The sequence below is a fragment of the Micromonospora avicenniae genome, from assembly GCF_900156065.1.
Classification (GTDB): Bacteria; Actinomycetota; Actinomycetes; order Mycobacteriales; family Micromonosporaceae; genus Micromonospora; species Micromonospora avicenniae.
The window spans coordinates 193,188-218,597 of sequence record NZ_FTNF01000012.1; the positions used below are offsets into that span (position 1 = coordinate 193,188).

The window sequence follows — 25,410 nt, forward strand, 5'->3', positions numbered from 1 at the left end:
ACGCCCCCCAGGACCGTTCGCTGCCGGAACGACCGTGCACTCATGCCAGCCGGCCCGTCACGGCGTGTCCATCTCCTCCGCTGCCTCGGGCGCTGTGACCTCCGCCTGGGCGGCCGCCTGCCGGGCCGCCTCCGCCTCCCGCAGCACCTGGCGGCGCTGGACGTACGCCTCGGTGCCCTTGCTCGGCTTGCGTCGCCGGGGCGGCGCGGTCACGCCGGGGGCGAGCTTGCGGGCGGAGACGAGGAACGCGGTGTGGGCGACCATCCGGTGGTCCGGGCGGACGGCGAGGCCCTCGGCGTGCCAGTCACGCACCAGGGACTCCCAGGCCCGGGGCTCGGTCCAGCCGCCCCGCTCGCGCAACGCCTCGACCAGCTCGGACAGCTGCGGGGTGGTGGCCACGTAGCCGATGAACACCCCGCCGGGCAGCAGCGCCCGCTCGACCATGTCCAGGGTCTCCCAGGGGGTGAGCATGTCGAGGATGATCCGGTCGAAGCCGGTCTCCCGGCACTGGGCCACGTCACCGACGTGCAGGTTCCACGCCGGGTGCGGACCGTTGAAGAACGACTCCACGTTGCGGCGGGCGATCTGGGCGAAGTCCTCGCGGACCTCGTACGAGTGCAGCTCTCCCTCGGTGCCGACCGCCCGCAGCAGCGAGCAGCTGAGCGCGCCGGATCCCGCGCCGGCCTCGAGTACCTTGGCGCCGGGGAAGATGTCGCCCATCGCGACGATCTGCGCGGAGTCCTTCGGGTAGATGACCTGCGCGCCGCGCGGCATGGACAACACGTAGTCGGCGAGCAGCGGGCGCAGGGCGAGGAACGCGGTGCCACCGCCGCTGGTGGTGACCACGCTGCCGTCGGGCTGACCGATGAGCGCGTCGTGCTCGAGGATGCCGCGGTGGGTGTGGAAGGCCTTGCCGGGCTCCAGGGTGATGGTGTGCATCCGCCCCTTCGGGTCGGTCAGCTGCACCCGGTCGCCGACCTGGAAGGCGCCCCGGCGCGCCGGTGGCAGCCCGGGGCGGTCGGCGGATGCCGGGGCATCCGGGTGGGCCGGGACGGCGGAGGGAGTTGCGCTCACGTGTTCATCTTCCGGTCGGGTTCGAGGAGCTGGGCGAGATCCGCGATGTGCAGAACGCCGACGACATCTTCGCCTGAGGTCACCACGTACTGCGCGCCCGGGTGGGTCTGCACGGCCTCCATCACGCGTTCCCCGTCCAGTCCAACGGCGAGGACGGGCAGCGTGGACAGCGATCGGGACACCGCGTCGACGGCGAGCCAGGGTCGGCGCTCGACGGGTACCGCCGCCACGGCGACCGGGTCGACCAGGCCGACGGGCCGGCCGGTGCTGTCGGTGACGAGCAGCGTCGCGCCGGTCCGCGCGTCCTCGGCTCGGCGCTGCGCCTCGGCGAGCGGGGTGCCGGTCGGCACCGGCCAGATCGGCCGGGCCAGGCGGGCCAGGTCGATCAGCGGGAAGCGCCGGCTGACCTTCGCGTATCGGATCGACTGGCCGGCGCCGCGCCACAGGGTGAACGCCACCAGCAGCATCAGCGGCAGCGCCAGCGGGGCGAGGTGGTGGGTGAGGGTGAGCACGGCGACCAGCCCGGCGGTGCCGGCGGCGACGATCCGCCCCACCCAGCCGGCCACCTCGGTCCCCCGATGCCGGTCGTGGGTCAGCGCCCAGACGGCGGCGCGCAACGCCCGCCCGCCGTCGAGCGGCAGGCCGGGCAGCGCGTTGAAGACCGCCACGATCACGTTGCTCACCGCGAGCTGGAACGCGAGCTGGTTGGCGACCGTACGGTCGGGCAGGGCGAGGGTGACCGCGACGGCGACCCCGCCGAGGACCGCGGAGACCGCCGGCCCGGCCAGCGACACCAGCAGGTCCACCCGGGGGGACGGGGCGTCGCGGTCCATCTCGGTGTAGCCGCCCAGCAGTTCGAGGGTGATCCCCCGCACGCCGATGCCGAACCGGCGGGCGGTGAGGGCGTGACCGAGCTCGTGCAGCAGCACCGAACCGAGCAGGGACACCACGAACCCGACGCCGATGACGTAGCCGCTGAGCTGCGACAGGGCCAGCTGGTCGCGGGCGAACTCGGCGTACAGCACGGTGACCAGCAGGGCGAGCAGGAGCATCGAGCCGTTGAGGTGTAGCGGTACGCCGAACACCCGTCCCACGGTCAGGCCGGGACTGCCGCGGGGCCGGCGCCGCGGCCGGGACGTCTGCTCCATCGGGTCGATGCTACGTACTGTTTCTGAGACGGCGCGCGGGGCGGCGGGGGCGGAGGGTGTCACACCGGTGGCCTAATCTTCCCCACATGACGGCGGACCCGGTGACCACGCGACAGTCCACTGCCACGGCGGAGGTGCCGGCGACGGTGCGGGCCTCGTTGTCGCCGTCGCGGGCGGCGGATTTCAAGACCTGCCCTCTGCTCTACCGGTTCCGCAGCATCGACCGGCTGCCCGAGCGGCCCACCGTCGAGCAGGCCCGCGGCACGCTGGTGCACGCGGTGCTGGAGCGGCTGTTCGACCTGCCCGCCACCGGCCGCAGCCCGGAGGCCGCCGGCGACCTGGTCGCCCCGCAGTGGGACCGGCTGGTCACCGAGCAGCCGGAGCTGGCCGGGCTGTTTCCCGCCGACGGTGACCCGGCCGCCCGCACCGAGTTCCTCCGGTCGGCCGCGGCGTTGCTCGAGGGCTACTTCGCGGTGGAGGATCCGCGCCGGCTGGAGCCCGCCGAGCGGGAGAGTCTGATCTCGGCGGTGGTCGACGACGAGCTGCTGATCCGCGGCTACCTCGACCGCCTCGACGTCGCGCCGGACGGCGCGCTTCGGGTGGTCGACTACAAGACCGGCGGCGCGCCGCGTGAGGCGTTCGAGGCGCGCGCCCTGTTCCAGCTGAAGTTCTACGCCCTGGTGCTGTGGCGCACCCGGGGTGTGGTTCCGCGCGTGCTGCGCCTGCTCTATCTGCGCGACGCCGAGATCTGCGACTACTCCCCCGACGCCGACGAGCTGGTCCGGTTCGAGCGGACGGTGGTGGCGCTGTGGCGGGCGATCGAGCAGGCCACCGAGCAGCAGGATTTCCGGCCCCGGCCGAGCCGTCTCTGCGACTGGTGCAACCACCAGGCGCTCTGCCCGAGCTTCGGCGGCACACCGCCGCCGTTCCCGGCGCCCACGGTGACGCCCGACCCGCTGCTCGACGCCCGGTCCCGGCCTGCGCAGCCCGGGGCGGACGAGTAGACCTCGTCCCCACGGATTGACCGGCCTCGTCGTCGGCGCTGATCGGCGCGGCTACCGTCGCGGTGTGACCGAGCATCCGGGGGCGGTGCTGACGGTGGAGATCATCGACGCCGGGCGCGGCCCGGTTCCCGGCTCCCCCGGCGTGGGGCATGCTCTGGTGGGCATGCGGTAGCGGGTCGGGCTCTACGGTGGTGTCCTACGGGCCGGCGTGACGGACGGGACAGGAGGGGCGATGACCGATCGGACGCCACGGCCGGTACGTGTCCTGCTCGCCGACGATCAGCCGCTGCTGCGCACCGGGTTCCGGATGGTGCTGGGCGCGGAGCAGGACCTGGACGTCGTCGCCGAGGCCGGTGACGGCGTGGAGGCGGTGGACCTGTCCCGCCGGCTGCTGCCCGACGTGGTGCTGATGGACATCCGCATGCCGCGGATGGACGGGGTGACGGCCACCCGGGCGATCGTCGACGCCCGCCTGCCGGTACGGGTGCTGATCCTCACCACCTTCGACCTCGACGAGTACGTGGTGGGGGCACTGCGCGCCGGGGCCAGCGGCTTCCTGGCCAAGGACGTGCCCGCCGAGGACCTGGTCACGGCGATCCGCACCGTGGCCGCCGGCGAGGCGGTGGTGGCGCCGCGCATCCTCAAGCGGCTGCTGGACCGGTTCGCCGAGGTGCTGCCGGACCCGTCGGCCGCGCCGCCGCGCTCGCTGGCCGCGCTCACCGAGCGGGAGCGGGAGGTGCTGGTGCACGTCGCCCGCGGCTTGTCCAACTCCGAGATCGCCGCGGCGCTGTCGGTGAGCGAGACCACCATCAAGACGCACGTCGGGCACGTGTTGATGAAGCTGGGGCTCCGCGACCGGGTGCAGGCCGTCGTGCTGGCATATGAGACGGGCCTCGTACGCCCCAGGTGGTAGTGCGGCCGGCGGACTACCCCCATCGGCGTGTTCGAAGATCCCTCCTCGGCGCGAGGTAGCTGTTGCCGTCGTCACCTACCGTGACCGCAGACGGCCGGACACGGTTGACCCTCAGGCGGCGCGAACCCAACGACGTCGGGCCCGGGTGCTCGACGACGACGCCCCGTGGTCGATCGGCCGCGGCGATCAGGGGCAACCCTGAGTCGGGATGGGGGGCACCCGCAGCGCGGAAATCCGCCACGGCTCCGACCGAGGTCGGAGAAGACTGGGGCGGTGAACGCGGAGGATGGGACTGCCGCGCCGAACACAGCGGGGGGCGGCGCGGACCGACCGCACGACAGAGGGAGAAGACGTGACCGCGACGGTAGGCCAGCAGGCGCAGGCCGCGGCCCGGGCGAGCGACGTATGGAAGGTGTACGGCAGCGGCGAGGCGCAGGTCGTCGCGCTACGGGGGGTCAGCGCCGAGTTCGAGCGGGGTCGCTTCACCGCGATCATGGGCCCGTCGGGGTCCGGCAAGTCGACGTTGATGCACTGCCTGGCGGGGTTGGACTCGGTGACCCGGGGGACGGTGTCGATCGGCGACACCACTGTCACCGGCCTGGGCGACGCCGGGCTGACCAGGCTGCGCCGGGACAAGGTGGGCTTCATCTTCCAGCAGTTCAACCTGCTGCCCACGCTCAGCGCCAAGGAGAACATCCTGCTGCCGTTGTCGATCGCCGGGCGTAAGCCGGACCCGGCCTGGTACGACATCGTGATCGACACGGTTGGGCTGCGGGACCGGCTGGACCACCGGCCGGCGCAGCTCTCCGGCGGGCAGCAGCAGCGGGTGGCGTGCGCCCGCGCCCTGGTCTCCCGCCCCGAGGTGATCTTCGCTGACGAGCCGACGGGGAACCTGGACTCCCGCGCCGGTGCGGAGGTGCTGAACTTCCTGCGCAACTCGGTACGTGAGCACGGTCAGACCATCGTCATGGTCACCCACGACCCGACCGCCGCCGCGTACGCCGACCGGGTGGTCTTCCTGGCCGACGGGCAGATCGTCTCGGAGTTGATCGAGCCGACCGCCGAGACCGTGCTGGACACGATGAAGAAGCTGGACGTCTCGGCCGAGGTGAACGGCTGATGCTCCGGGCGACGCTCAAGAGCCTGCTGGCACGCAAGCTGCGACTCACCCTCTCCGGCCTGGCAGTCGTACTCGGCGTGATGTTCGTCTCCGGCGCGTTCGTGCTGACCGACACCCTCGGCCGCACCTTCGACGCGATCTTCGCGGACGCGTACGAGGGAGTGGACGTCAACGTCGCGGCCAAGCCGAAGATCGCGATGTCGGAGATGGAGGGCGAACAGCAGGCGCCGCCGTTCCCGGCGGGCACGGTCGAGAAGGTCCGCGCGGTGCCCGGGGTGGCCGAGGCGACCGGGGTGGTCGCCGTCGACGGGGCCCGGCTGATCGGCAGCAACGGCAAGGCCGTCGCCTCGTTCGGTCCGCCGCAGCTCGGCGAGAACTGGACCGGCGAGACGGACCTGATCCAGCTGCGCGAGGGACGCGGAGCCGACGCCGCCGACGAGATCGTCATCAACAAGGGGCTCGCCGACGCGGGCAAGGTGAAGCTCGGGGACCGGGTCGGGGTGCTCACCCCGATGGAACCGAAACAGGAGTTCACCATCGTCGGGATCTTCGGCTACAGCGGTGGCCGGGACTCGATCGGCGGCTCCAACGAGATCATGTTCACCACTCCGGTGGCTCAGCGCCTGATGCTGGGCGAGCCGAACACGTTCAACAGCGTGAGCGTGAAGGCGGCCGACGCCGTCACCCCCGAGTCGCTGCGCGACTCCGTGACCACCGCGGTGGGCGACGCCTACGTGGTGAAGACCGGCAAGCAACTCTCGGAGGAAGCCGCGGAGGGCTTCAAGGAGGCGCTGTCGTTCTTCAACCGGATCCTGCTCGGCTTCGCGGCGGTGGCGCTGCTGGTCGGCACGTTCCTGATCCTCAACACCTTCTCGATCATCGTGGCGCAGCGCACCCGTGAGCTGGCGTTGATGCGCGCCATCGGGGCCAGCCGCCGGCAGATGATCGGCTCGGTGGTGCTGGAGGCGATCGCCGTGGGCCTGATCGCCTCGGTGCTCGGCCTGGCCGCCGGCATCGGCATCGGCGCACTGCTCGCGTGGGCGTTCGGCAACCTTGCCGGCGGGCTCACCCTGGCCGGGATCGGCGTACCGCTCTCGGCCGTGATCAGCGCGTTCGCGGTCGGCCTGATCATCACCGTGGTGGCGGCCCTGCTGCCGGCGCTGCGGGCCTCGCGGATCCCGCCGATCGCGGCGATGCAGGACGTGGCCACCCCGGACCGCCCGCTGACCCGGATCACGGTGGCCGGTGGTCTGGTCAGCGCGGTCGGCGCGGCGCTGCTCTTCCTCGGCCTCTCCGGCAACGCGGGCGGCAACACGCTGGTGACGATCCTCGGTGGGGTGTTGTTCGCCTTCATCGGTGTCGCGTTGCTGACCCCGCTGATCAGCCGGCCGGTGGTGAGCCTGCTCGGGGCGATCTTCGCCTGGTCGGTGCCGGGCAAGCTGGGGCGGCTCAACTCGGGGCGCAACCCGCGCCGCACCGCCATCACCGCGGCCGCGCTGATGGTCGGCATCGCCCTGGTCACCGGCGTGACGGTGATCCTGGACTCGGCCAAGAGCAGCATCAGCGGCCTCGCCCAGGACACCATCAAGGCCGAACTGGTCATCGCCGGTGTGCAGAGCGGCCCGCGGCCGCCGACGTTCGACCCGGCGGTGCTCGAGAAGGTCGCCGCGATCCCCGGCGTCCAACTGGTCGACGGCGAGTACGGCGACCTGGCCGTGGTCGGCGGGGAACGCACCTGGGTGGCGGCGAGCAGCAACGACACCGCGCTCCGGCAGATCTTCGGAGTGCAGCCCACGGCCGGTGACATCGACCGGCTCGGGCCGAACCAGATGCTGATCAGCACGGACACCGCGCAGGACCGGGGGCTTTCGGTCGGTTCGACGGTGCCGGTGCAGCTGGCCCGGGGCGAACCCAGCACGTACACGGTCACCGGCATCTACGCCAGCAGCCAGTTGACCAACGGGATCGTGCTCCCGGCGGAGGCGGCCCGCGACTTCGCCATCCCGCAGCCGGTCCAGGGCTTCATCCAGCTGGCAGCTGGCACGCAGGTCGCCAACGTGCAGCCGCAGGTCGAGGCGCTGCTCGCCGACTCCCCCGAGGTGTCGGTGGCCGACCGGGACGCGTTCATCGATCAGCAGGCCGGCCAGGTGGACGGGTTGCTCACGATGATCCAGATCCTGCTGGCCCTGGCCATCGTGATCGCGGTCCTCGGCATCGTCAACACGCTGGCGCTGTCGGTGCTGGAACGCACCCGCGAGCTGGGGCTGTTGCGGGCCATCGGGCTACGCCGGGCGCAGACCATGCGGATGATCACCGTCGAGGCGGTGGTGATCTCGGTGTTCGGCGCGCTGCTCGGGGTCGTCGTCGGCGCCGGTCTGGGTGCCGCGGTGGTCGAGGCGCTGAAGGACGAGGGCATCACCGACCTGGTCCTGCCGTGGACGCAGATCTTGGTCGCCCTCGGGCTCGCCGCGGTCGTCGGAGTGGTCGCCGCGGTCCTGCCCGCGGTCCGGGCCGCCCGGATCAACGTCCTGGGCGCGATCGCCCACGACTGACCCGTGCGCAGCAAGCGACCCCCGGCCAACCCGGCCGGGGGTCGCCGCGCATCCGGGCCACCGATGGCCCCGGACGATCTCTGCGTGGGCCCCGCCGACCGGTGGGGCCCACGCCGCGTCACCGCCCGGCGTTCGGCTCGCCGAGCAGCGCGGCGAGCAACTCCAGGTCCACCGCGGTCAAGCTCTCGAGCTGGTGTACGCCGTCCGTCGGCGCCAGTGGCACCTCGCCCGGTACGGCCAGCACGGCGGCGCCGGCCGCCAGGGCGCTGGCCACTCCCGTCCGCGAGTCCTCGATCGCCACGCACCGCTCGATCGGCACACCGAGCAGCCGAGCGGCGGTCAGGTACGGCTCCGGGTGCGGCTTGGTCGCGACCACCTCGTCGCCGCAGACCACCACGTCGAAGCTGTCCCGCCCGAGGGTCTCCAGGGCCACCTCGACGAGAGGCCGGCCACTGGAGGTGACCAGAGCGGTCGGGATGCCGGCCGCGCGTACCGCCTTGAGCAGGGCCATCGCCCCCGGCCGCCACCGCAACCCGGAGCGGAACAGCTCCAGGATCCGCGCGTCGATCCACGCCGCGCTGACCGCCGGGTCCCGCTCCGGCTGGCCGAGGTCGTCGTGGAGGATCCGCATCGAATCGGCCATGGCCGTGCCGATGATCGCCTTACGGGCGGCGTCGGACAGCGTGCCGCCGTACGTCTCAGCGAGCTCCTGCAACGCGACGTCCCACAGCTTCTCGCTGTCGACCAGGGTGCCGTCCATGTCGAAGAGAATGGCGGCGGGATGACGGCTGGTGTACGGATCCTCCAGGGACATGCCGGGATCCTCTCAGGGGCACGCTGGTTCGGTCGTCGCGGTGCCCGCCCGGGTGACCCACGCAATCGCCCGGCCCACCGCGCCCGACCGGCCACGGTCAGCGGAGATCGCAGGCGGCGAGCGACCCCTCGTAGCCGCGGAAGAACGACTCGGTGCGCTGCTCCGCGGTGCCGTGCGAGCCCTCGGCGAACCAGGGCTGGTCGGGGTCGTCACCGACCGCCGCCAGCCCCTCCCGGAACTCCTCCAGGTCGCCCTCGCCGAGGGTGAGCAGACGGGACCGCACCGAGTCGCCGAGGTACGCCCCGGCCATGCAGTCGGCCTGCAGCTCCTGCTGGATGGTGAAGTTGTAGCGGATGCCGAGGCGCACCTGGATGCCGTGGGCGTACTCGTGACCCAGCAGGTAGAACACGAACGCGTCGCCGACCTGCCGGAACGCGGCCACCGACCAGGCCACGTCGTACGCGATGAAGTCACCCTGCGAGCAGTAGACGGCGTTGTTGCGGGGCAGCGCCTGCCCGCCGCAGGAGACCTCACCGGCCCGCTGGTAGGGGATGATCCGCCGGACCGGCCGGAACCGCTCCCCCGACGACCGGAACTGGGCCGCCCAGTAGCGCTCGGCGACGGCCTGCGCGTCGGCGACGTCCTGGGCGAACTCCTCGACGCTGGTGGTGCCGTCGGCGCGGGTGGTGGCCGTGCCCGGCGCCGCCGTCGGCTCCGCCGGCGCCGGCCCGCGGCCCTGCGGGTCACCCACGCCGCCGACGAAGCAACCGCCGGCCGCGACGAGCGCCACCAGCAGCCCCGCCAGCGGCCCTCGGAACCGACCTGTCGACCGTCCGTCCACATCGTCCTCCCCCGGCACCGTGCTCGCGCACGCGATGCCCCGACGGTACGTGCGCCATGCCCGCCTGGGCACAGCGCGGGGCCCGGCATGGGAAGAGCGCGACCAGGGCCTGCTTCATGAGGCTCGCCCGAGCGAGCCGGGTCCCAGGCGGCGGTTCGTCCGGATACCGGTGTTGTATCCGAACGAACCGTCAAGGCCGCCGGTCGTCCCCTCGGGCCGGCGCAGCCGGGCACGGTCTGATGAAACAGGCACTAGGGTCACGTCGATGACGAGATTCGACGATCATGAACGTCGGCGGTGGGCCGGACGGGCGGAGGCGTACGCGCGCAGCTTCGGCCGGCTCTGCGCCTACCCGGCACCCGCCCTGTTGGACGCCGCGGAGGTGGACGCCGGCACCCGGGTGCTGGACGTCGGCACCGGGCCGGGCGGCGTGGCGGCGCTCGCCGCCGCCCGTGGAGCGACCGTGACCGCGGTGGACGCCGAGGCCAGCATGATCGCCACAGCCCGGGCGGCCCGTCCGGCGGGCCACTTCGCGCAGGCCGTGCTGCCACTGCTGCCCTTCCCCACCGGCGTCTTCGATGCCGCGGTGGCGAACTTCGTGATCAACCACGTCGGCGATCCACTGGCCGCCGTCGTGGCGCTGCGCCGGGTGGTACGCCCCGGCGGAAAGGTGGCGGTCACCGTCTGGCCTCACCCGCAGCCGCCGCTGCAACGGCTCTGGGGGCAGGCGTACGAGGCAGCCGGCGGGCCGCCCCGGCCGGACCTGCCGCGAGTGGCCGCCGACCGGAACTTCGACCGTACGCCCGCGGGCCTGACCGGGTTGCTGCGTGCCGCGGGACTGGACGCGGTGCGGTGCGAGACGCTGTCGTGGGTGCACCGCACCGACCCGGAGGACTGGTGGGCCGGGCCGGCCGCCGGCATCGGTCAGCTCGGGCTGCTGCTCGACGGCACCACGGCCGAGTTCCGCCGACGGGCCCGGCACGAGTACGACCGGCTGACCGCCGCGCACCTCGACGCGGACGGGCGGCTCAACCTACCCACCGCGGCGCTGCTCGCCACCGGCTGCCTGCGGTAACCCGGTCCTGCGGCTCTGCCGCATGCGGCAGGGCGGCGTACGGCGGCGGCCTCGGACTCAGCGCGCTTCGAGGCGAAGTAGTCGGCGTCCGGGTTCACCACCTCATAGACGTTCGGGTGGTGCTCGGCGAATCTGTCGTAGTGATCGGCCTGCACCAGGCTGTCCCGCAACGCGTCCTCAAAGGTCGGAGCGCGGTCTTGTCATGGGGGCGAAGGAACTGCACCCCTGCCGCCCGGTGGCGGAGGCGGACGAGTGCTCATGGCGCGCCTACGGCTGAGCCGGTCGCGAAGGGGTGCCGAGGAGCGCCTCGTACCGGTGGAACTCACCGTTGGTGCCGACTCGACGGAACCCGGCACGTTCGAGAGTCCCCTGGGAAGCGATGTTGTCCCCGGTGGTGTCGGCGACGACGCGGGACAGTCCGTGATCGGTCGCGACGCTCAACAGGGCCTCGAGTGCCTCCGCGGCATAGCCGTGACCACGGGCTGACGGGGCGAGGCCGTAACCCACCTCGACACATCCGTCGACCGGCTGCCCCTTGAACCCGATTCCACCGATGGCCTTCCCATCGGCGGTCCGGGTGATCCGGTAGTGCCCGAAGGGGCGCTGCTCTCCGTGGGCGGCGGTGGCTCTGAGAAAGGCCGTGACGCCGAAGACGTCGCCATCGAAGGGAAAATCCTCGGCCCAGACGTCGCCGGCTGCGGCGCGCCGCCCGACGATGCGTTCACCCTCTGCGCTGTCGATGGTGTGTAGGCACAGTCGCGGGGTTTGGAGTTCGGTCACGGGCAACAGCGAAGCAGCCCTCAACACACCGTACAAGCCGATTACGCCACCCACGGCAGAGCCCGACATCGCCGGCAGCCGGCAGGTCTCACGTCGGCGGCTCGGGGCCGTGTCACGGTTCAGGCGCGCGTTGAGGCAACGTCGTGGTCGGGCTTGGCGACCGCCGCCTTGGCAGCCCGCTCGATCCTCGCGCGTCGGGTTTCCCAGAACGCCGCATCGCGTTGCTGCATCGCCATGCTGTAGCCCCCTCGGCCGACGGCGTCTTCGGCCGTTGACACCGCGGAGCGCCACGTCAGCCTCGCTGCTCGTCCGATTCCATCGAGTGGGAGACTCAGGTTCATGGCCGGCGATGATGTGGCGTGGTACCAGCGTCTGCTCGAGGTGAGGCCGGAATTGATCGACGAGGTGCCATGCTGGACGGTCATACAGCCGTTGACCAAGCCTGTCACGGTGGCCGAGGTGGTGCGCCGGCTCGGTGGTGATCAAGCCGAGATCGAGTACCGGAGCGGATGGGACGCTGATGCCGCGACATCGGTGGTGCACCTCAACCAGCTAGGCCCGGCCGTGGTGATGGCGGAGGTGATGGACGCCGAGGGCATCCGCGAGGAGGTTCTGCGGTGGCTGTCCGACGGCGCTGTCGTGCACAGCTCGTGGTGGGGCTCCGCCAACGGGCGTAGTTTCCTGTGCTACGCCGTCTTCGGCCGGTTGCTGACCCAGTTGCAGCATCTCGATGACGACCGGCCTGGCGGTGAGCAGCCTGAGGCCCTCGACGAGGATCGCGCCGCGCTGCGCAGGCTCACCGACGATCCAGACCTGGACTATCCGGCGCAGCTGGCCTTGATGGAGCGACGCACCGGAATCCGGCTGGACGCCGCCTGGTTGGACCAGCCGCACCCGACGGTCGTGCTGCGCAAGCCGATTCCGGACGACCCACGCCCACCGGGCAGTTTCGCCGCTACGGACCCCGACCTTGCGGCCATGCTCCTCATGGCCGGCGATCCGACGTACCGCGCCGCACTGCGCTGGGTGCTCGACCTGCTCGCTGACGACTGGGAACTGCGTAGTGAGCCGTTGGTCAACGCGGTGCTCGGCACGTTGACGCGCGACTGGCCCGCCAGCAAGGATCTGGGGCAAGAGGCTCACGCGATGGATTCCCGGCTGAGCGCGGAAGTCAATGCCAGCCCAGGCATGTCGCCTGAACGCTGGCGACGGTTTCACCGCATGCGCGCTGGTCAAGCGTTCACCGCGACGGTCGTCAACCCCAACGACAGGCCAAAGCCCTTGGACACGCTGTGGTACGCCCAGCAGGCGCTTCAAGAGCGGTGGCCCGCCATCCGCGCGGAACTGTGGCGACGGGCACGGCACCAACGGGGCACCCTCGACTTCCAGACCTCCGCGGTGGACGGTCCTGCCGGAAGTTAGCGATGAGGGCGCGTTGGGGATGCGCGCGTCACCCGTCCAGGCCGACGCCCCGATCGAGGTCGACCGTGCCCGCCATCCGCGCGACCGGCGTCCTCGACAACCGACACAACGGCATGCACGTGCTCCGGCACACCTACGCCTCGGTCCTGCTCGACGCCGGCGAAAGCCTGAAGGCCCTCTCGGCGTACCTGGGGCACTCCGATCCCGGCTTCACTCTCCGGATCTACACGCACCTGTTGCTGGCCGGCGAGGACCGCATCCGCCGCGCGATCGACCACGCCTTCACCGACGACCCGCAGACCCCCGACGGGCCTGGAGACGGCATGATCATGGCTCTGAGGCCGCCGCAAGGGGTGGAAATGCAGGTCAGAGCACTTGCTGGGACTATTTGGCGTTGAAGTAGCTTGCCTCCGGGTGGTGCACCACGATCGCGTCGGTGGCTTGCTCCGGCATCAGCTGGAACTCCTCCGACAGCTGCACGCCGATCCGGTCCGCGCCGAGCAGCTCCACGATCTTGGCGCGGTCCTCCAGGTCCGGGCAGGCCGGGTAGCCGAACGCGTACCGGCAGCCCCGGTAGTCGTTGCGCAGCAGGCCGGCCAGGTCCGCCGGGTCGTCGGCGGCGAGCGTACGCCCGCCGGGCAGCGTCAGCTCGGAGCGGACCCGCTTGTGCCAGTACTCGGCGAGCGCCTCGGTGAGCTGCACGGACAGTCCGTGCACCTCCAGGTAGTCGCGGTACTCGTTGCGGGCGAAGAGTTTCGCGGCGTACTCGCTGATCGGCTGGCCCACCGTGACCAGTTGCAACGCCACCACGTCCGGCCCGTCGCCGCGCGGACGGAAGAAGTCGGCCAGGCACAGCCGCCGCTCCTGCCGTTGCCGCGGGAACGAGAACCGGGCCCGCTCGGCATGCCCGTTCTCGTCCAGCACCACCAGGTCGTTGCCCTCCGAGTACGCGGGGAAGTACCCGTACACGACGGCCGCCTCGAGCACCTGGTTTGCGATGAGCCGGTCCAGCCAGTAGCGCAGCCGCGGCCGCCCCTCGGTCTCCACCAACTCCTCGTAGGACGGCCCCTTCCCGCCACGGGCGCCGCGCAGCCCCCACTGACCGAGGAACGTGGCCCGCTCGTCCAGCAGCGCCGCGTAGTCGGCCAGGGGTACGCCCTTGACGACCCGGGTGCCGAAGAACGGCGGGGCGGGGACCTCCACGTCCATGGCCACGTCGGAGCGGACCGAGGCGTCGTCCAGCGGCGGCAGCGACTCGGTGACGATCGCCCGCTGCCGCTCGCGGCGGGCGCGGCGGGTGGCGAGCGCCGCCTCCCGGTCCGCGTCGACGATCGGTACGCCGCCGCGCTTGGCCGCCATCACCCGGTTCATCAGGGACAGCCCCTCGAACGCGTCCCGCGCGTAGTGCACCTGCCCGGGGAACATCGACCGCAGGTCGTCCTCGACGTACGAACGGGTCAGCGCCGCCCCACCGAGCAGGACGGGCCAGCGCTCCGCGACCCCGCGGCTGGCCATCTCGGCGAGGTTCTCCTTCATGATGACCGTGCTCTTGACCAGCAGGCCGGACATCCCGATCGCGTCGGCGCGGTGCTCCTCGGCGGCGTCGAGGATGGCGCTGATCGGCTGCTTGATGCCGATGTTCACCACCTCGTAGCCGTTGTTGGACAGGATGATGTCCACCAGGTTCTTACCGATGTCGTGCACGTCGCCGCGCACGGTGGCCAGCACGATGCGTCCCTTGCCACCGTCCTCGACGGTCTCCATGTGCGGCTCCAGGTAAGCCACCGCGGTCTTCATCACCTCGGCGGACTGGAGCACGAACGGCAGCTGCATCTGCCCGGAGCCGAACAGCTCGCCGACCACCTTCATCCCGTCGAGCAGGATGTCGTTGATGATCGACAACGGCGAGCGCCCCTGCGCCATCGCCGTGTCCAGGTCGGCCTCCAGGCCGTTGCGCTCACCGTCGATGATCCGGCGCTTGAGCCGCTCGTCCAGCGGCAACGCGGCCAGTTCCTCGGCCCGCCCGGCCCGTGCCGAGGCGGCGTCGACCCCTTCGAAGAGCTCGATGAAGCGCTGCACCGGGTCGTACCCCTCGCGGCGCCGGTCGTAGACCAGGTCGAGGGCCGCCTCGCGCTGCTCCTCGGGAATCTTCGACATCGGCAGGATCTTGCTGGCGTGCACGATCGCCGAGGTCAGCCCGGCCTGCACGCACTCGTGCAGGAAGACCGAGTTGAGCACCTGGCGGGCTGCCGGGTTCAGCCCGAAGGAGATGTTCGAGATGCCGAGGGTGAAGTTGACCCCCGGGTAACGCCGGGCGATCTCCCGGATCGCCTCGATCGTCTCGATGCCGTCGCGGCGGGTCTCCTCCTGGCCGGTGGCGATCGGGAAGGTCAACGCGTCGATGAGGATGTCCGAGCGGTCCAACCCCCAGCGCCCGGTGAGGTCCTCGATCAGCCGCGCCGCGACCCGGACCTTCCAGTCGCGGGTACGGGCCTGCCCCTCCTCGTCGATGAGCAGCGCCACCACGGCCGCGCCGTGCTCCTGGACCACCGGCATCACCCGCGCGTACCGGGAGTTCGGGCCGTCGCCGTCCTCGAAGTTCACCGAGTTGACCACGCAGCGCCCGCCGAGCATCTCCAACCCGGCTTCGATCACCGCCGGTTCGGTCGAGTCCAGCATGATCGGCAGGGTGGAGGCGGTGGCGAACCGGCCGGCCAGCTCCCGCATGTCGCGGGTGCCGTCCCGGCCGACGTAGTCGACGCAGAGGTCCAGCAGGTGCGAGCCGTCCCGGGCCTGGCTGCGGGCGATCTCCACGCAGGCCCGCCAGTCCTCGGCGAGCATTGCCTCACGGAACGCCTTGGAGCCGTTCGCGTTGGTCCGCTCCCCCACCATCAGCACCGAGGCGTCCTGGGCGAACGGCACCGGGTGGTACACCGACGAGACGCCGGGCTCGTGCTGCGGCGAACGCGGGGCGGCGGTGGCCCCGTGCAGCCGCTCGGCGAGCATCCGAATGTGCTCCGGGGTGGTGCCGCAACAGCCGCCGACCAGCGAGACGCCGTACTCGCCGACGAAGCGCTCCAGCGCGTCGGCCAACTCCACCGGGGTGAGCGGGAAGTACGCCCCGTCGGCGGTGAGCACGGGCAGGCCGGCGTTCGGCATCACAGAGAGCCGGGTCCGCGAGTGCTGGGAGAGGTAGCGCAGGTGCTCGCCCATCTCGGCCGGCCCAGTCGAGCAGTTCAGCCCGATCAGGTCCACCCCCAGCGGCTCGATCGCCGCCAGCGCGGCACCGATCTCACTGCCCACCAGCATCGTGCCGGTGGTCTCGACGGCGACGTGACAGATGATCGGCACCGCCCGGTCGAGCTCGGCCATCGCCCGCTTCGAGCCGACGATGGCCGCCTTCACCTGGAGCAGGTCCTGGCAGGTCTCCACGATCAGCGCGTCCGCGCCGCCCTCGATCAGCCCGGCGGCGTTCTGCTGGTACGCGTCCCGCAGATCCGCGTAGCCGGCGTGGCCGAGGGTGGGCAGCTTCGTGCCCGGGCCGATGGAGCCGAGTACGAACCGGGGCCGCTCGGGCGTGCTGTGCGCGTCGGCGGCCTCCCGGGCGATCCGGGCACCGGCCTCGGACAGTTCGCGGATCCGATGCGGGATGTCGTACTCGCCGAGGTTCGGCAGGTTGGCGCCGAACGTGTTGGTCTCGACGCAGTCCGCGCCGGCGGCCAGGTACGCCTCGTGCACGCCCCGCACCACGTCCGGCCGGGTCACGTTGAGGATCTCGTTGCAGCCCTCGAGCCCGTCGAAATCGTCCAGCGTGAGGTCGGCGGCCTGCAACATCGTGCCCATCGCCCCGTCGGCGATGAGAATCCGGTCGGCCAGCGCGTCGAGCAACGAAATCCGCACGGCCTAAGGCTAGTGCGGAAGAGGGCGTTCGGATCCTCGCCGGCACGCTGTCCCACATTCTGTCAGCGGGATCACTCTGTCCGGTTCGACCGCCGATGACCGGTCGGCAACCGCCCTGACCGGCGCGGCCGCCGGGCCGCACGCCGGACCGGGACGTAGGCTGACGGACGTGAAGGAGAACAGGGACGCCACGATGCACCACCGGCGGACGACCGGGCTCGGCCCGGCCCGCCGCCACGAGCACAGTGAGGTGACGGCGTGACCGAGTTCGACGGGCTGCCGGTGCTGCGTTCCCCGGTCGCCATCGCCGCGTTCGAGGGTTGGAACGACGCCGCGGACGCGTCCACGGCGGCGGTGGAGCACCTGGAGCAGGTCTGGCAGGCCCGGCAGGTGGCCGAGCTGGACCCGGAGGACTTCTACGACTTCCAGGTGAGCCGGCCGACGATCACGATGGCCGAGGGCGAGACACGGCGGGTCGAATGGCCCACCACCCGCTTCATGGTCGCCAGTCCGGAGGGCACCGAGCGGGACGTGGTGCTGATCCGGGGCATCGAGCCGAGCATGCGCTGGCGGACGTTCTGCGAGCAGGTGCTGGAGATCTGCCACAGCCTCGAGGTCGAGCGCGTGGTGCTGCTCGGCGCGCTGCTGGCCGACGTGCCGTACACCCGCCCGCTGCCGATCAGCGGCAGCGCCTCGGACGCGCAGGCGGCCGAGCGCTACCAGCTCACGCCCACCCGTTACGACGGACCGACCGGCATCGTCGGGGTCCTGCACGACGCGTGCACCCGCGCCGAGGTCGACGCGGTCTCGTTCTGGGTGCACGTGCCGCACTACGCGAACAACCCGCCCTGCCCGAAGGCCACCCTGGCGCTGCTGCACCGGGTCGAGGAGGTGCTCGACCTGCCGGTGCCGATGGCCGACCTGGCCGAGGAGGCCGCCGAGTGGGAGCAGCGGGTCCGCAACGCTGCCGAGCAGGACGCCGAACTCGGCGAGTACGTCCGTGAACTGGAGGAACGCGTCGGAGACGCGGGCATCACCCCGCTGACCGGCGACGAGATCGCCCAGGAGTTCGAGAAGTACCTGCGCCGCCGCGGCGGGTCCGCCGGTCCGACTGCCGGCTCCTGGTAGCCGCCACTCCCCCGCTCCGCACCCGGGCGGTACGACATCTGGTCGTACCGCCCGGGTTTTTTCATGTGGACGACGCCGGCGCGGCCCCTGTGCCGGGGCTCGTCGGCATGGTGTGTCGGGGTGGCGCAGCACACCCCCGCTAGGGCATCCTAGGAACCTAGATGTGATCAAGGAGGCGGGCATGCAGATCAATCCGGGGGCGGCCGAGTTCCCGCACCGGCAGATCGCGGCGCAACTCACGACGCGGATCCGACGCGGGGACTGGGCGCCGGGCGAGCGGCTGCCGTCCATCCCGGCGATGGCCGAGATGTTCGGCGTCGCGAAGCAGACCGTGCAGCGCGCCGTCGACCAGCTGCGGGTCGAGGGCGTGCTCATCACCAAACCGGGCTCCGGCACGTACGTCCGAGGCACACGGCGGCGGCTCAACCGCCTCTCTCGGGGACGGTACGGCGGGTTCCGCGGTTACCACACCGACCTCGCCGCGCGGTACCGCCAGCAACTCGTCTCGGTCGGTCGCTCCCCCGCCCCCGCCGAGGTGGCCGACGCCTTCGGCGTACCCGACGGCACGGAACTGATCTGCCGCCGGCACCTGGTCCGCACCGAGGACTCCCCGGTCGAGGTCGGCGCCTCCTGGTTCCTGCCCGCCGACGCGGCCGGCACCTCGCTGGAGCGGGCGGAGGCCTTCGGCCGGCCGCTCTACCAGGAGGCCGAGGAGGCCACCGGTCGGCGGTACGTCACCGCCACCGACACGATCAGCGCCCGCCAGCCCAGCCGGGAGGAGTCGGAGACGCTGCAGATCCGGCCCGACACACCCGTGCTGCACCTGCTGCACGTCGCGTACGACAACGCACGCAAGCCGATCGAGGTCGCCCAGGCCACCTGGCCCGGACCGATGACCACCCTCACCGAGGAGTACCGGATCCCCGCCCCCGCACCGGAACCGGACCCGGACCCGGGGCTCGTCCTCGGCTGAGCCGATGCCCCGCCCGGCCAGCGCGGACGACGGCACCGCCGCGTCCGTGCGGGCGGGACGGACAGGGCGCCGCTGCCACCCGTCCGTCCCCGCGATGTGCTCAGTACCCGCCGGTCACCTGGTTGCGCAACGGCTCACCGGCCAGGTAGCGGCGCAGCTGCGCGGCCACCAGCCGGTACACGCGCGGCAGTAGGCCGTGGACCTGGGCACCGACGTGCGGTGTGATCAGGACGTTCGGCAGATGCCACAGCGGGTCGCCGGGCGGCAGGGGCTCCGGGTCGGTGACGTCGAGCACCGCCGAGATTCGGCCGGTGGACAGTTCGGCGAACAGGGCCGCCGGGTCCGCGACCGGCCCGCGAGCCGCGTTGACCAGCATCGCGCCGTCCGGCATGGCGGCGAGGAAGCGGGCATCCACGAGTCGCCGGGTCTCGGCGGTGAGCGGCACGAGCAGGACCACGATGTCCGCGGCGGGGAGCAGGCGCGGCAGGTCGGTAACGGCGTGCACTCCCTCGGCCGGACGCGCGGTGCGGGCCACGAAGGTCAGCTCCACCTCGAACGGCGCCAGCCGGGCCGCCACCGCCGACCCGATCGAGCCGGCCCCGATGATCAGTACGCGTTTGCCGGCGAGCTCGTCGGTCGGCAGGTAGGGCTCGGTGGTCCACACTCCCCGATCCTGGGCGCGCAGGAACGAGGGGAAGGCCCGCAGCTGCGACAGGATCCCGGTGACCACCCACTCGGCGGTGGAGGAGTCGTGCACGCCCCGGGCGTTGCACAGGGTCACCCCGGCAGGTACCCGGCCGACCCAGGCTTCGGCTCCCGCGCTCGGCAGTTGCACCACCCGAAGGTCCGGCAGCTCGGTGATGAGCCGACTCGTGTCGTGGGGCATACCGATGAACGTGGGCAGCCAGAACTCGACTCCGTCCGGCGCCGACGGGAGGTTCCGCGGATCATCGGCGACCTCGACCACCACACTGTCGGGCAAGTCGCCAAGAACCGGAATGCCGAACTTATGAGGAATCCACACCTTCACGTCGGCCGACGCTAGCCAACCCAGGCTGTTCGATACCTGCTGGGCCACCCGAATGTGCTGGTAAACAGCATGTGAGGTCGGTCCTAGCGGAATGCCCGAAGCGCCGGATCGGTGCCGGGAGGAGATCCGGCGCCCGGTCCCGGCCGCCGGCGAAACCACGCCACGACGCCGACGCCCCCGGTCCACCACGGGACCGGGGGCGTGGGCTCACGACGGGCCGGGTCGACCTCGCACCGGCCGCTCGTGGCGGCGGCTGCGCGACCGAGGGCTCCGACGGGCACGACCAGTGCCGGCGGACGACGTCAGAGGCGGACGCCGAGCAGTGCGTCGACGGTGTCGGCGAAGAGCGCGGGAGCCGTCGCGTCGTCCCCGACACCGGCCAGGGCCTGCTCCGCCCACGCGTCGGCCAGCGCGAGCGCACCGGGACTGTCGAGATCGTCGGCGAGGCGCGCGCGTACGCCCGCCAGCAGCTCGGCCCCGGACGGACCGGAGGGCGCGGCGGCGGCCTGCCGCCAGCGGGCCAGTCGCTCCTGAGCGGCGGCCAGCAGCTCGTTGGTCCAGGTGCGGTCGCTGCGGTAGTGCCCGGCCAGCAGCGCCAGCCGGACCGCCATCGGATCGACGTGATCCGCGCGAAGCCGTGAGACGAAGACCAGGTTGCCGCGGGACTTGGACATCTTCTCGCCGTCCAGCCCGATCATGCCGGCATGCACGTAGTGCTGGGCGAACGGAGCCTCGCCGGTCAGCCGCTCGGCATGCGCCGCGGACGCCTCGTGGTGCGGGAAGAGCAGGTCGTTGCCGCCGCCCTGCACATCGATGCGGTCACCGAGCAGGTCGAGGGCGATCACCGCACACTCGATGTGCCAGCCCGGACGCCCGGCGCCCAGTTCACCGCCCGGCCAGGAAGGCTCGTCCTCGCGGGCACCACGCCACAGCAGCGGGTCCAGCGCGTCGCGCTTGCCGGCCCGGTCCGGGTCGCCGCCACGCTCCGGGAAGATCTTCAGCATCTCCGCCCGGCTGAGGTTGGACTCGTAGCCGAAGCGCGGCGAGGCGGAGGTGTCGAAGTAGACGTCGCCGGTGCCGTCGTCGAGGCGGTACGCGGCGCCGTCCTTGAGCAGCAACTGCACCTTCTCGGCGATGTTCGGAATCGACTCGACCGCGCCGACGTAGTGCTCCGGCGGGATGATCCGCAGGGCCTCCATGTCCTCCCGGAACAGGGCGGTCTCCCGCATCGCGAGGACCTTCCAGTCCTCACCGTCGCGCGTGGCCCGCTCCAGCAGCGGGTCGTCGATGTCGGTGACGTTCTGCACGTACCGCACCGTCCGCCCGGCGTCGCGCCACACCCGCTGGACCAGGTCAAACGTGATCATGGTGGCGGCGTGACCGAGGTGGGTCGCGTCGTACGGCGTGATGCCGCAGACGTACATCCGCGCCACGTCGGCCGGGTCGCTCGGGTAGATGCCCTGTCGCGCCGAGTCGTACAACGCAAGCGGCTCGCCCCTACCCGGCAGCCGCGGCACCTCATGTCCCGCCCACGCTTCCATGCCGTCAGCCTATCCAGCCGCGCGGCGAGGTATGGGCGCGCCGCCGAGTGATCAACATGACAGCGGGCCACTCCCCACCGCGGGCGGTGGCGTCGCTCAGGCGTACGTCAGATCGGCGGCCACGGGATGGCCGGCCACTCCTCCGGCGGCAGCGGGAACCGGCCACCGTCACGCAGCCGATCGATCCGGGACGTCAACTCGGCGATCTCGCTGATCGTGAGATGCTCGGCCAACTCTTCACCGAGCGCGCCGGTGACCTGGGCGGCGAGCACGTCGAGCACCTCCATCGCGTCCGGCGGCAGCTGCCGGCCCGCCCAGCCCCACAGCACCGTCCGCAGCTTCTCCTCGACGTGGAAGCTCACCCCGTGGTCCACGCCGTAGATCCGGTCCTCCGGGCCCACCAGCACGTGCCCGCCCTTGCGGTCCGCGTTGTTGATGACCGCATCGAGCACCGCGAGGCGGGCGAGCCGCGGATCGTCGGCATGCGCCAGGGCGTACGGGGTGCCGTCGTCGTCGCGCGCCGCCGCGATCGGGAACCACCGGGGCGGCACCGCGTCGGCCGGTACGAACCCGACCAACGGCTCGGCGTCGGCGGGCTCGTCGATCCAGAGCTGGCAGGAGCCGGGACCGAACGGACCCTCCCGCAGTACGGTCGGCGGGATCAGATCCCAGCCGGTGGCGCGGGAGACCAGGTACGCCGCGACCTCGCGTCCGGCGAGGGTGCCGTCTGGAAAGTCCCAGAGGGGCCGCTCCCCCCGCACCGGCTTGTACACGCAGTGGGCGCTGACCCCGTCGAGCGTCAGCACCCCGCGCAGCGTGGCGTTCGACGCCTCGACCAGCCGCCCTTCGAGGGTCAGCTCACCGTCACGTAGCAACCGGAGAGCGGCGCTGCCGTCCTGCCGAGGCTGGATGCCGGACGACGTCACCGGTGGTAACCGTTGTGCCGCGGGCAGAGATGCCCGGCGGGATCCAACGGCTGGCCGCAGAGCGGGCACGGCGGGCGGCCGGCGTTGACCACCCGGCGGGCTCGCTCGATGAACTCGCGCGTCGCCTGCGGGGTCAACCGGACCCGCAGCCGGTCGAGATCCTCGTCCGGCTCGTCGTCGGAATCCTCGTCGTCGTCGTCGCCGAGCTCGACCTCGGCCTCCGCCTCGCCGACGGCGATCGCCTCGATCACCACGGTCGCGGTGTCCACGTCGAAGGCCAGGCCGAGCGTGCCGACGCGGAACTCCTCGTCGACCGGCGTGTCCAGCGGGTCGTTGTCGCCGAGCGTCCTGGGGGCCTCGGGCAGCTCCACCCCGAAACGGCGTTGCGCCTCGGTGAGCAACTCCTCGAGCTTCTCGGCGAGCAGGGACACCTGAACCTTCTCCAGCGCGACGCTGACCAGCCGGCCTCCTCCGCGGGCCTGGAGGAAGAACGTCCGCTCCCCCGGAGGCCCGACGGTCCCGGCGACGAACCGCTCCGGCGGCTCGAAGGCGTGCACCTGGTGGGTCATACTCACGACCCTATCCGGCCGGTCACGGCGTCGCGCACCCCACCGACCCGAATAGCCACCGCGCGCCGCATCCGGCCCACCGCTGTGTGACGCCCGCCTCCGGGCCGCGTCACAGCCCGTACCGTCGTGATCATCGAGCGCTGCCGGCGCCACCACCCACCGCCGCGTCCGAATCGACGCGTCGGGGTGCCCGCCGCCGCTTGCGCTGCGGCGGGACCAGGCCGCTCAAGTCGCCACCGATGTCGTTCAACCGGACCAGGAACGGCCGTAGCGGTGTGTACCGGATCACGGTCACCGACGCCGGGTCGGCCACGATCCGCTGAAAGAGATCCAGGTGTACGCCGAGCGCGTCCGCCACGATGGCCTTGATCACATCACCGTGGCTGCACGCCAGCCAGAGCGCCTCGGGACCATGCTCAGCGGTGACCCGGGCGTCCCAGGACCGCACCGCCGCGACCGCGCGCGACGCCATGGCCGCCATCGCCTCCCCCTCGGGAAAGACCACGGCGCTCGGGTGCTGCTGGACGACCGGCCAGAGCGGATCCTTGGCGAGCTTCTTGAGCGGCTGTCCCTCCCAACTGCCGTACCCGCACTCGATCAGGCCCTCCTCGACAATCGGGGAGGCGTCCGGCAGGGCCAACTCCAGGGTCTGCCGGCAACGGATCAGCGGGCTGGTCACCACGGTCGTCAACGGGAGGCCGCGAAGTCGCTCCCCCGCCGCGGCCGCCTGCGTCCGGCCCGTCTCGTCCAACTCGACCGGTTGCCGGCCGGCCAGGCCGCCATCGGCGTTCGCGGTCGTCCGGCCGTGTCGCAGAAGCAGAAGGGTCGCCACGGTCACCACCCTAGGGCCTCCCTCGCCGCGCCGGCCCACCGCGCGACCGGTGTCCCGAACCCGCAGCGCGCCTGCCCGCTCGAGTGGCCCCATGGTCGAGGTCGTTCGGGTCCTGAACGCCACGTCGGTGGCTTGGCCCCGGGTGGTTGATCGGCTCAGGCCGGGGCCGTGTCGGTGGCCCATCGGTGGTTGACCGACTCGGGAGTCGGGTCCGGGCCGGGTCCGTGACCCGCAGGCGGTTGATCGACTCGGGTCCGGGCCGGGTCGGTGGCCCTGGAGCGGTTGATCAACTCGGGTCCGGGCCGGGTCGGTGGCCCGTGGGTGGTTGATCAACTCGGGATCCTTGATGTCGGGGTGTCGCGGGCGCGTGGATGCCCCGACATCAAGGAACCGGAGTTGACCATCTGCCGGTGTGGGGTTGGCTGGGCGCTGTGTCCGGTTTGCACGCCCGGACGCCATGGGTGTGGTTGAGTGGTCTGGCCGTGCGCGTGGTCCGTGGGGTTTCGCCGCCGATCTCTCGGCTGGTCGGTCGGCTCGGATGGTTCAGGAACGTCGATTCGGGCCTCGGCGGGCTGATCGACTCAGGTCGGGCGGTGTTGGTGTGCCCCGGGCGCTTGATCCCCCGGCTCAGTACGGCGCAGTCACCGGGCAGCCGGCCCAGTTCGGGCAGCCGGCGTCGAACGAGCGCGCCGACTGGCCGCCGATTCGGGTCGAGGTCGCGTCGGTGGCGCCGGGCGGCGTGATCGACCTGGGTCCGGGCTGTGCTGGTGGGCACCCGGCGTGGTTGATCGACTCGGGTTCCTTGATGTCGGGGTGTCCCAATCATGCTGATGCCCCGACTTCCATGGAAGTCGAGTTGACCATGCGCCGGGTGTGGGTGGCTGGGCGTGGTGTCCGGTTTGCGTGCGGGGGTGTCGGGGTGGGGGTGGGGCTGGTTGGGTGGTTTGGTGGGGTTCTGGGGTGTGACCGGTGGCATCCTCGGGCCGGAATCGTGGCCGGGTCGCCGGCGTTGAACACCCCCTGACGGCCGAGGTAGCAGCCCCGCCGCGGCAGGTCATCAAGCCGGCCCGGCCGGGCCCGGAATGATGCCGGTCCGCGGGCCGTTGAACCCGGCCCGGGTCACGGTGGCCAGCGCCCAAGGGCCCCCGGAACTCGGGAACGATGACGGCCTGCCGGTCGTTGAAGATAGTCCCGGCCACGGCTGCCAGCCCGAAGGGCCCCGGGAAAGGCCGGGAATGATGACGGCCCGCCGGTCGTTGAACACGGTTCGCGCCGCACGGCCCCCGGCCCCGTGTCACAGCGGAGCACGGTCGGCAAGCCCGCCCGGGCAAGCCCCCCGGGAATGACGGCAGCCGGCGGGTCGTTGAACACGGTCCCGGCGCGGTGAAGCCCCCTCGCCTCACCCCGGGACACCCGCCCCCCGTGAACACCCCCCCGTGTTTCACCGAGTGCCCACAGACTTCCCCCCTTTGCTTTCGAAGCGCCGGTTCGTGGCGCTGACCCACACCCCCCTTGGTGGGTCATCACCCCCTGAAGGAGCTTTGATCATGAACACGATCATGCGGAAGAGCATTCTCGGTATCGCTGGTCTCGCGTTCGCCGGTGGCATCGCCGGCGGTCCGATCGCCGCCCACGCCGCCACCCCGGCGGTGGACGCCAAGCCCGTCGCGGTCGTGCAGTCGGACAAGAAGCCGGCCGTGGACACCGCGAAGCTGATCCCCCACGGCACCCAGGGCGCCCAGTCGCACATCGCCGTGGACGACGAGCA

20 protein-coding genes and 1 pseudogene are annotated in these 25,410 nt (G+C 71.8%); 10 read left to right on the forward strand and 11 right to left on the reverse strand.

Going from position 1 to position 25,410, the window contains the following annotated elements:
* Positions 1 to 57 precede the first annotated feature (57 nt).
* Positions 58 to 1,074 (reverse strand): tRNA (adenine-N1)-methyltransferase, encoded by a 1,017-nt coding sequence (locus BXA10_RS19640; RefSeq protein WP_425436094.1) that lies wholly within the window; start codon positions 1,072 to 1,074, stop codon positions 58 to 60.
* On the reverse strand, positions 1,071 to 2,126 hold the full coding sequence (locus BXA10_RS19645; protein WP_245828323.1) for a site-2 protease family protein: 1,056 nt from the start codon (positions 2,124 to 2,126) through the stop codon (positions 1,071 to 1,073). Before BXA10_RS19645 ends, BXA10_RS19640 begins: the two co-directional genes overlap by 4 nt.
* A gap of 182 nt (positions 2,127 to 2,308) precedes the next feature.
* Here BXA10_RS19645 and BXA10_RS19650 point away from each other — a divergent pair, with 182 nt between their 5' ends.
* From BXA10_RS19650 to BXA10_RS19665, 4 genes are all read left to right on the forward strand, one after another.
* A complete protein-coding gene (locus BXA10_RS19650) occupies positions 2,309 to 3,226 on the forward strand; it encodes a RecB family exonuclease (protein ID WP_076471858.1) in 918 nt (305 codons plus the stop codon).
* A gap of 232 nt (positions 3,227 to 3,458) precedes the next feature.
* Entirely contained in the window at positions 3,459 to 4,139 is a 681-nt protein-coding gene (locus BXA10_RS19655; protein ID WP_076471859.1) for a response regulator, read from the forward strand.
* Positions 4,140 to 4,491: 352 nt separating this feature from the next.
* Positions 4,492 to 5,259 carry an ABC transporter ATP-binding protein gene (locus BXA10_RS19660; RefSeq protein ID WP_076471860.1) on the forward strand — a complete coding sequence of 256 codons (768 nt, stop codon included), beginning with the start codon at positions 4,492 to 4,494 and terminating at the stop codon, positions 5,257 to 5,259.
* Positions 5,259 to 7,811: an ABC transporter permease gene (locus BXA10_RS19665; protein ID WP_076471861.1), complete on the forward strand. Its 2,553-nt coding sequence runs from the start codon at positions 5,259 to 5,261 to the stop codon at positions 7,809 to 7,811. The genes BXA10_RS19660 and BXA10_RS19665 overlap by 1 nt, the downstream gene beginning before the upstream one ends.
* Positions 7,812 to 7,929: 118 nt before the next feature.
* On the opposite strand, the gene BXA10_RS19670 is transcribed toward BXA10_RS19665, so the two are convergent.
* Together BXA10_RS19670 and BXA10_RS19675 are read right to left on the reverse strand one after the other, a co-directional pair.
* On the reverse strand, positions 7,930 to 8,583 hold the full coding sequence (locus tag BXA10_RS19670) for an HAD family hydrolase (protein ID WP_076471897.1): 654 nt from the start codon (positions 8,581 to 8,583) through the stop codon (positions 7,930 to 7,932).
* Positions 8,584 to 8,722: 139 nt separating this feature from the next.
* Entirely contained in the window at positions 8,723 to 9,466 is a 744-nt protein-coding gene (locus BXA10_RS19675) for a neutral zinc metallopeptidase (protein WP_076471862.1), read from the reverse strand.
* A gap of 265 nt (positions 9,467 to 9,731) precedes the next feature.
* Between BXA10_RS19675 and BXA10_RS19680 the strand changes: the two genes are divergently transcribed.
* Positions 9,732 to 10,541, forward strand: a complete 810-nt coding sequence (locus BXA10_RS19680; protein WP_076471863.1) for a class I SAM-dependent methyltransferase — start codon at positions 9,732 to 9,734, stop codon at positions 10,539 to 10,541.
* A gap of 267 nt (positions 10,542 to 10,808) precedes the next feature.
* Here the strand turns inward: BXA10_RS19680 and BXA10_RS19685 are convergent, their stop codons facing one another.
* A complete protein-coding gene (locus tag BXA10_RS19685) occupies positions 10,809 to 11,321 on the reverse strand; it encodes a GNAT family N-acetyltransferase (protein WP_076471864.1) in 513 nt (170 codons plus the stop codon).
* 339 nt (positions 11,322 to 11,660) lie between these two features.
* On the opposite strand from BXA10_RS19685, the gene BXA10_RS19690 reads away from it, so the two are divergent.
* Positions 11,661 to 12,743 carry a DUF6461 domain-containing protein gene (locus BXA10_RS19690; RefSeq protein WP_076471865.1) on the forward strand — a complete coding sequence of 361 codons (1,083 nt, stop codon included), beginning with the start codon at positions 11,661 to 11,663 and terminating at the stop codon, positions 12,741 to 12,743.
* Positions 12,744 to 12,808: 65 nt separating this feature from the next.
* Positions 12,809 to 13,141 carry a tyrosine-type recombinase/integrase gene (locus BXA10_RS19695; protein ID WP_245828317.1) on the forward strand — a complete coding sequence of 111 codons (333 nt, stop codon included), beginning with the start codon at positions 12,809 to 12,811 and terminating at the stop codon, positions 13,139 to 13,141.
* Here the strand turns inward: BXA10_RS19695 and metH are convergent.
* Positions 13,128 to 16,643 (reverse strand): methionine synthase, encoded by a 3,516-nt coding sequence (gene metH, locus BXA10_RS19700; RefSeq protein WP_175649245.1) that lies wholly within the window; start codon positions 16,641 to 16,643, stop codon positions 13,128 to 13,130. The genes BXA10_RS19695 and metH overlap by 14 nt on opposite strands.
* Before the next feature lie 258 nt (positions 16,644 to 16,901).
* On the opposite strand from metH, the gene BXA10_RS19705 reads away from it, so the two are divergent.
* Entirely contained in the window at positions 16,902 to 17,771 is an 870-nt protein-coding gene (locus tag BXA10_RS19705) for a PAC2 family protein (protein WP_076471866.1), read from the forward strand.
* Positions 17,772 to 17,952: 181 nt separating this feature from the next.
* A complete protein-coding gene (locus BXA10_RS19710) occupies positions 17,953 to 18,744 on the forward strand; it encodes a GntR family transcriptional regulator (protein WP_076471899.1) in 792 nt (263 codons plus the stop codon).
* A gap of 100 nt (positions 18,745 to 18,844) precedes the next feature.
* Here the strand turns inward: BXA10_RS19710 and BXA10_RS19715 are convergent, their stop codons facing one another.
* The 5 genes from BXA10_RS19715 to BXA10_RS19735 form a co-directional block, all read right to left on the reverse strand.
* On the reverse strand, positions 18,845 to 19,774 hold the full coding sequence (locus tag BXA10_RS19715; RefSeq protein WP_076471867.1) for a 2-hydroxyacid dehydrogenase: 930 nt from the start codon (positions 19,772 to 19,774) through the stop codon (positions 18,845 to 18,847).
* A gap of 302 nt (positions 19,775 to 20,076) precedes the next feature.
* On the reverse strand, positions 20,077 to 21,315 hold the full coding sequence (gene mshC / locus BXA10_RS19720; RefSeq protein WP_076471868.1) for a cysteine--1-D-myo-inosityl 2-amino-2-deoxy-alpha-D-glucopyranoside ligase: 1,239 nt from the start codon (positions 21,313 to 21,315) through the stop codon (positions 20,077 to 20,079).
* 107 nt (positions 21,316 to 21,422) lie between these two features.
* Positions 21,423 to 22,241 (reverse strand): SCO1664 family protein, encoded by an 819-nt coding sequence (locus BXA10_RS19725; RefSeq protein WP_076471869.1) that lies wholly within the window; start codon positions 22,239 to 22,241, stop codon positions 21,423 to 21,425.
* Entirely contained in the window at positions 22,238 to 22,810 is a 573-nt protein-coding gene (locus tag BXA10_RS19730) for a DUF3090 domain-containing protein (protein ID WP_076471870.1), read from the reverse strand. The genes BXA10_RS19725 and BXA10_RS19730 overlap by 4 nt, the downstream gene beginning before the upstream one ends.
* A 130-nt stretch (positions 22,811 to 22,940) precedes the next feature.
* On the reverse strand, positions 22,941 to 23,651 hold the full coding sequence (locus BXA10_RS19735; protein ID WP_076471871.1) for a histidine phosphatase family protein: 711 nt from the start codon (positions 23,649 to 23,651) through the stop codon (positions 22,941 to 22,943).
* A gap of 1,538 nt (positions 23,652 to 25,189) precedes the next feature.
* On the opposite strand from BXA10_RS19735, the pseudogene BXA10_RS19745 reads away from it, so the two are divergent.
* Positions 25,190 to 25,410 (forward strand): annotated as a pseudogene (locus BXA10_RS19745) (hypothetical protein); the annotation flags it as partial.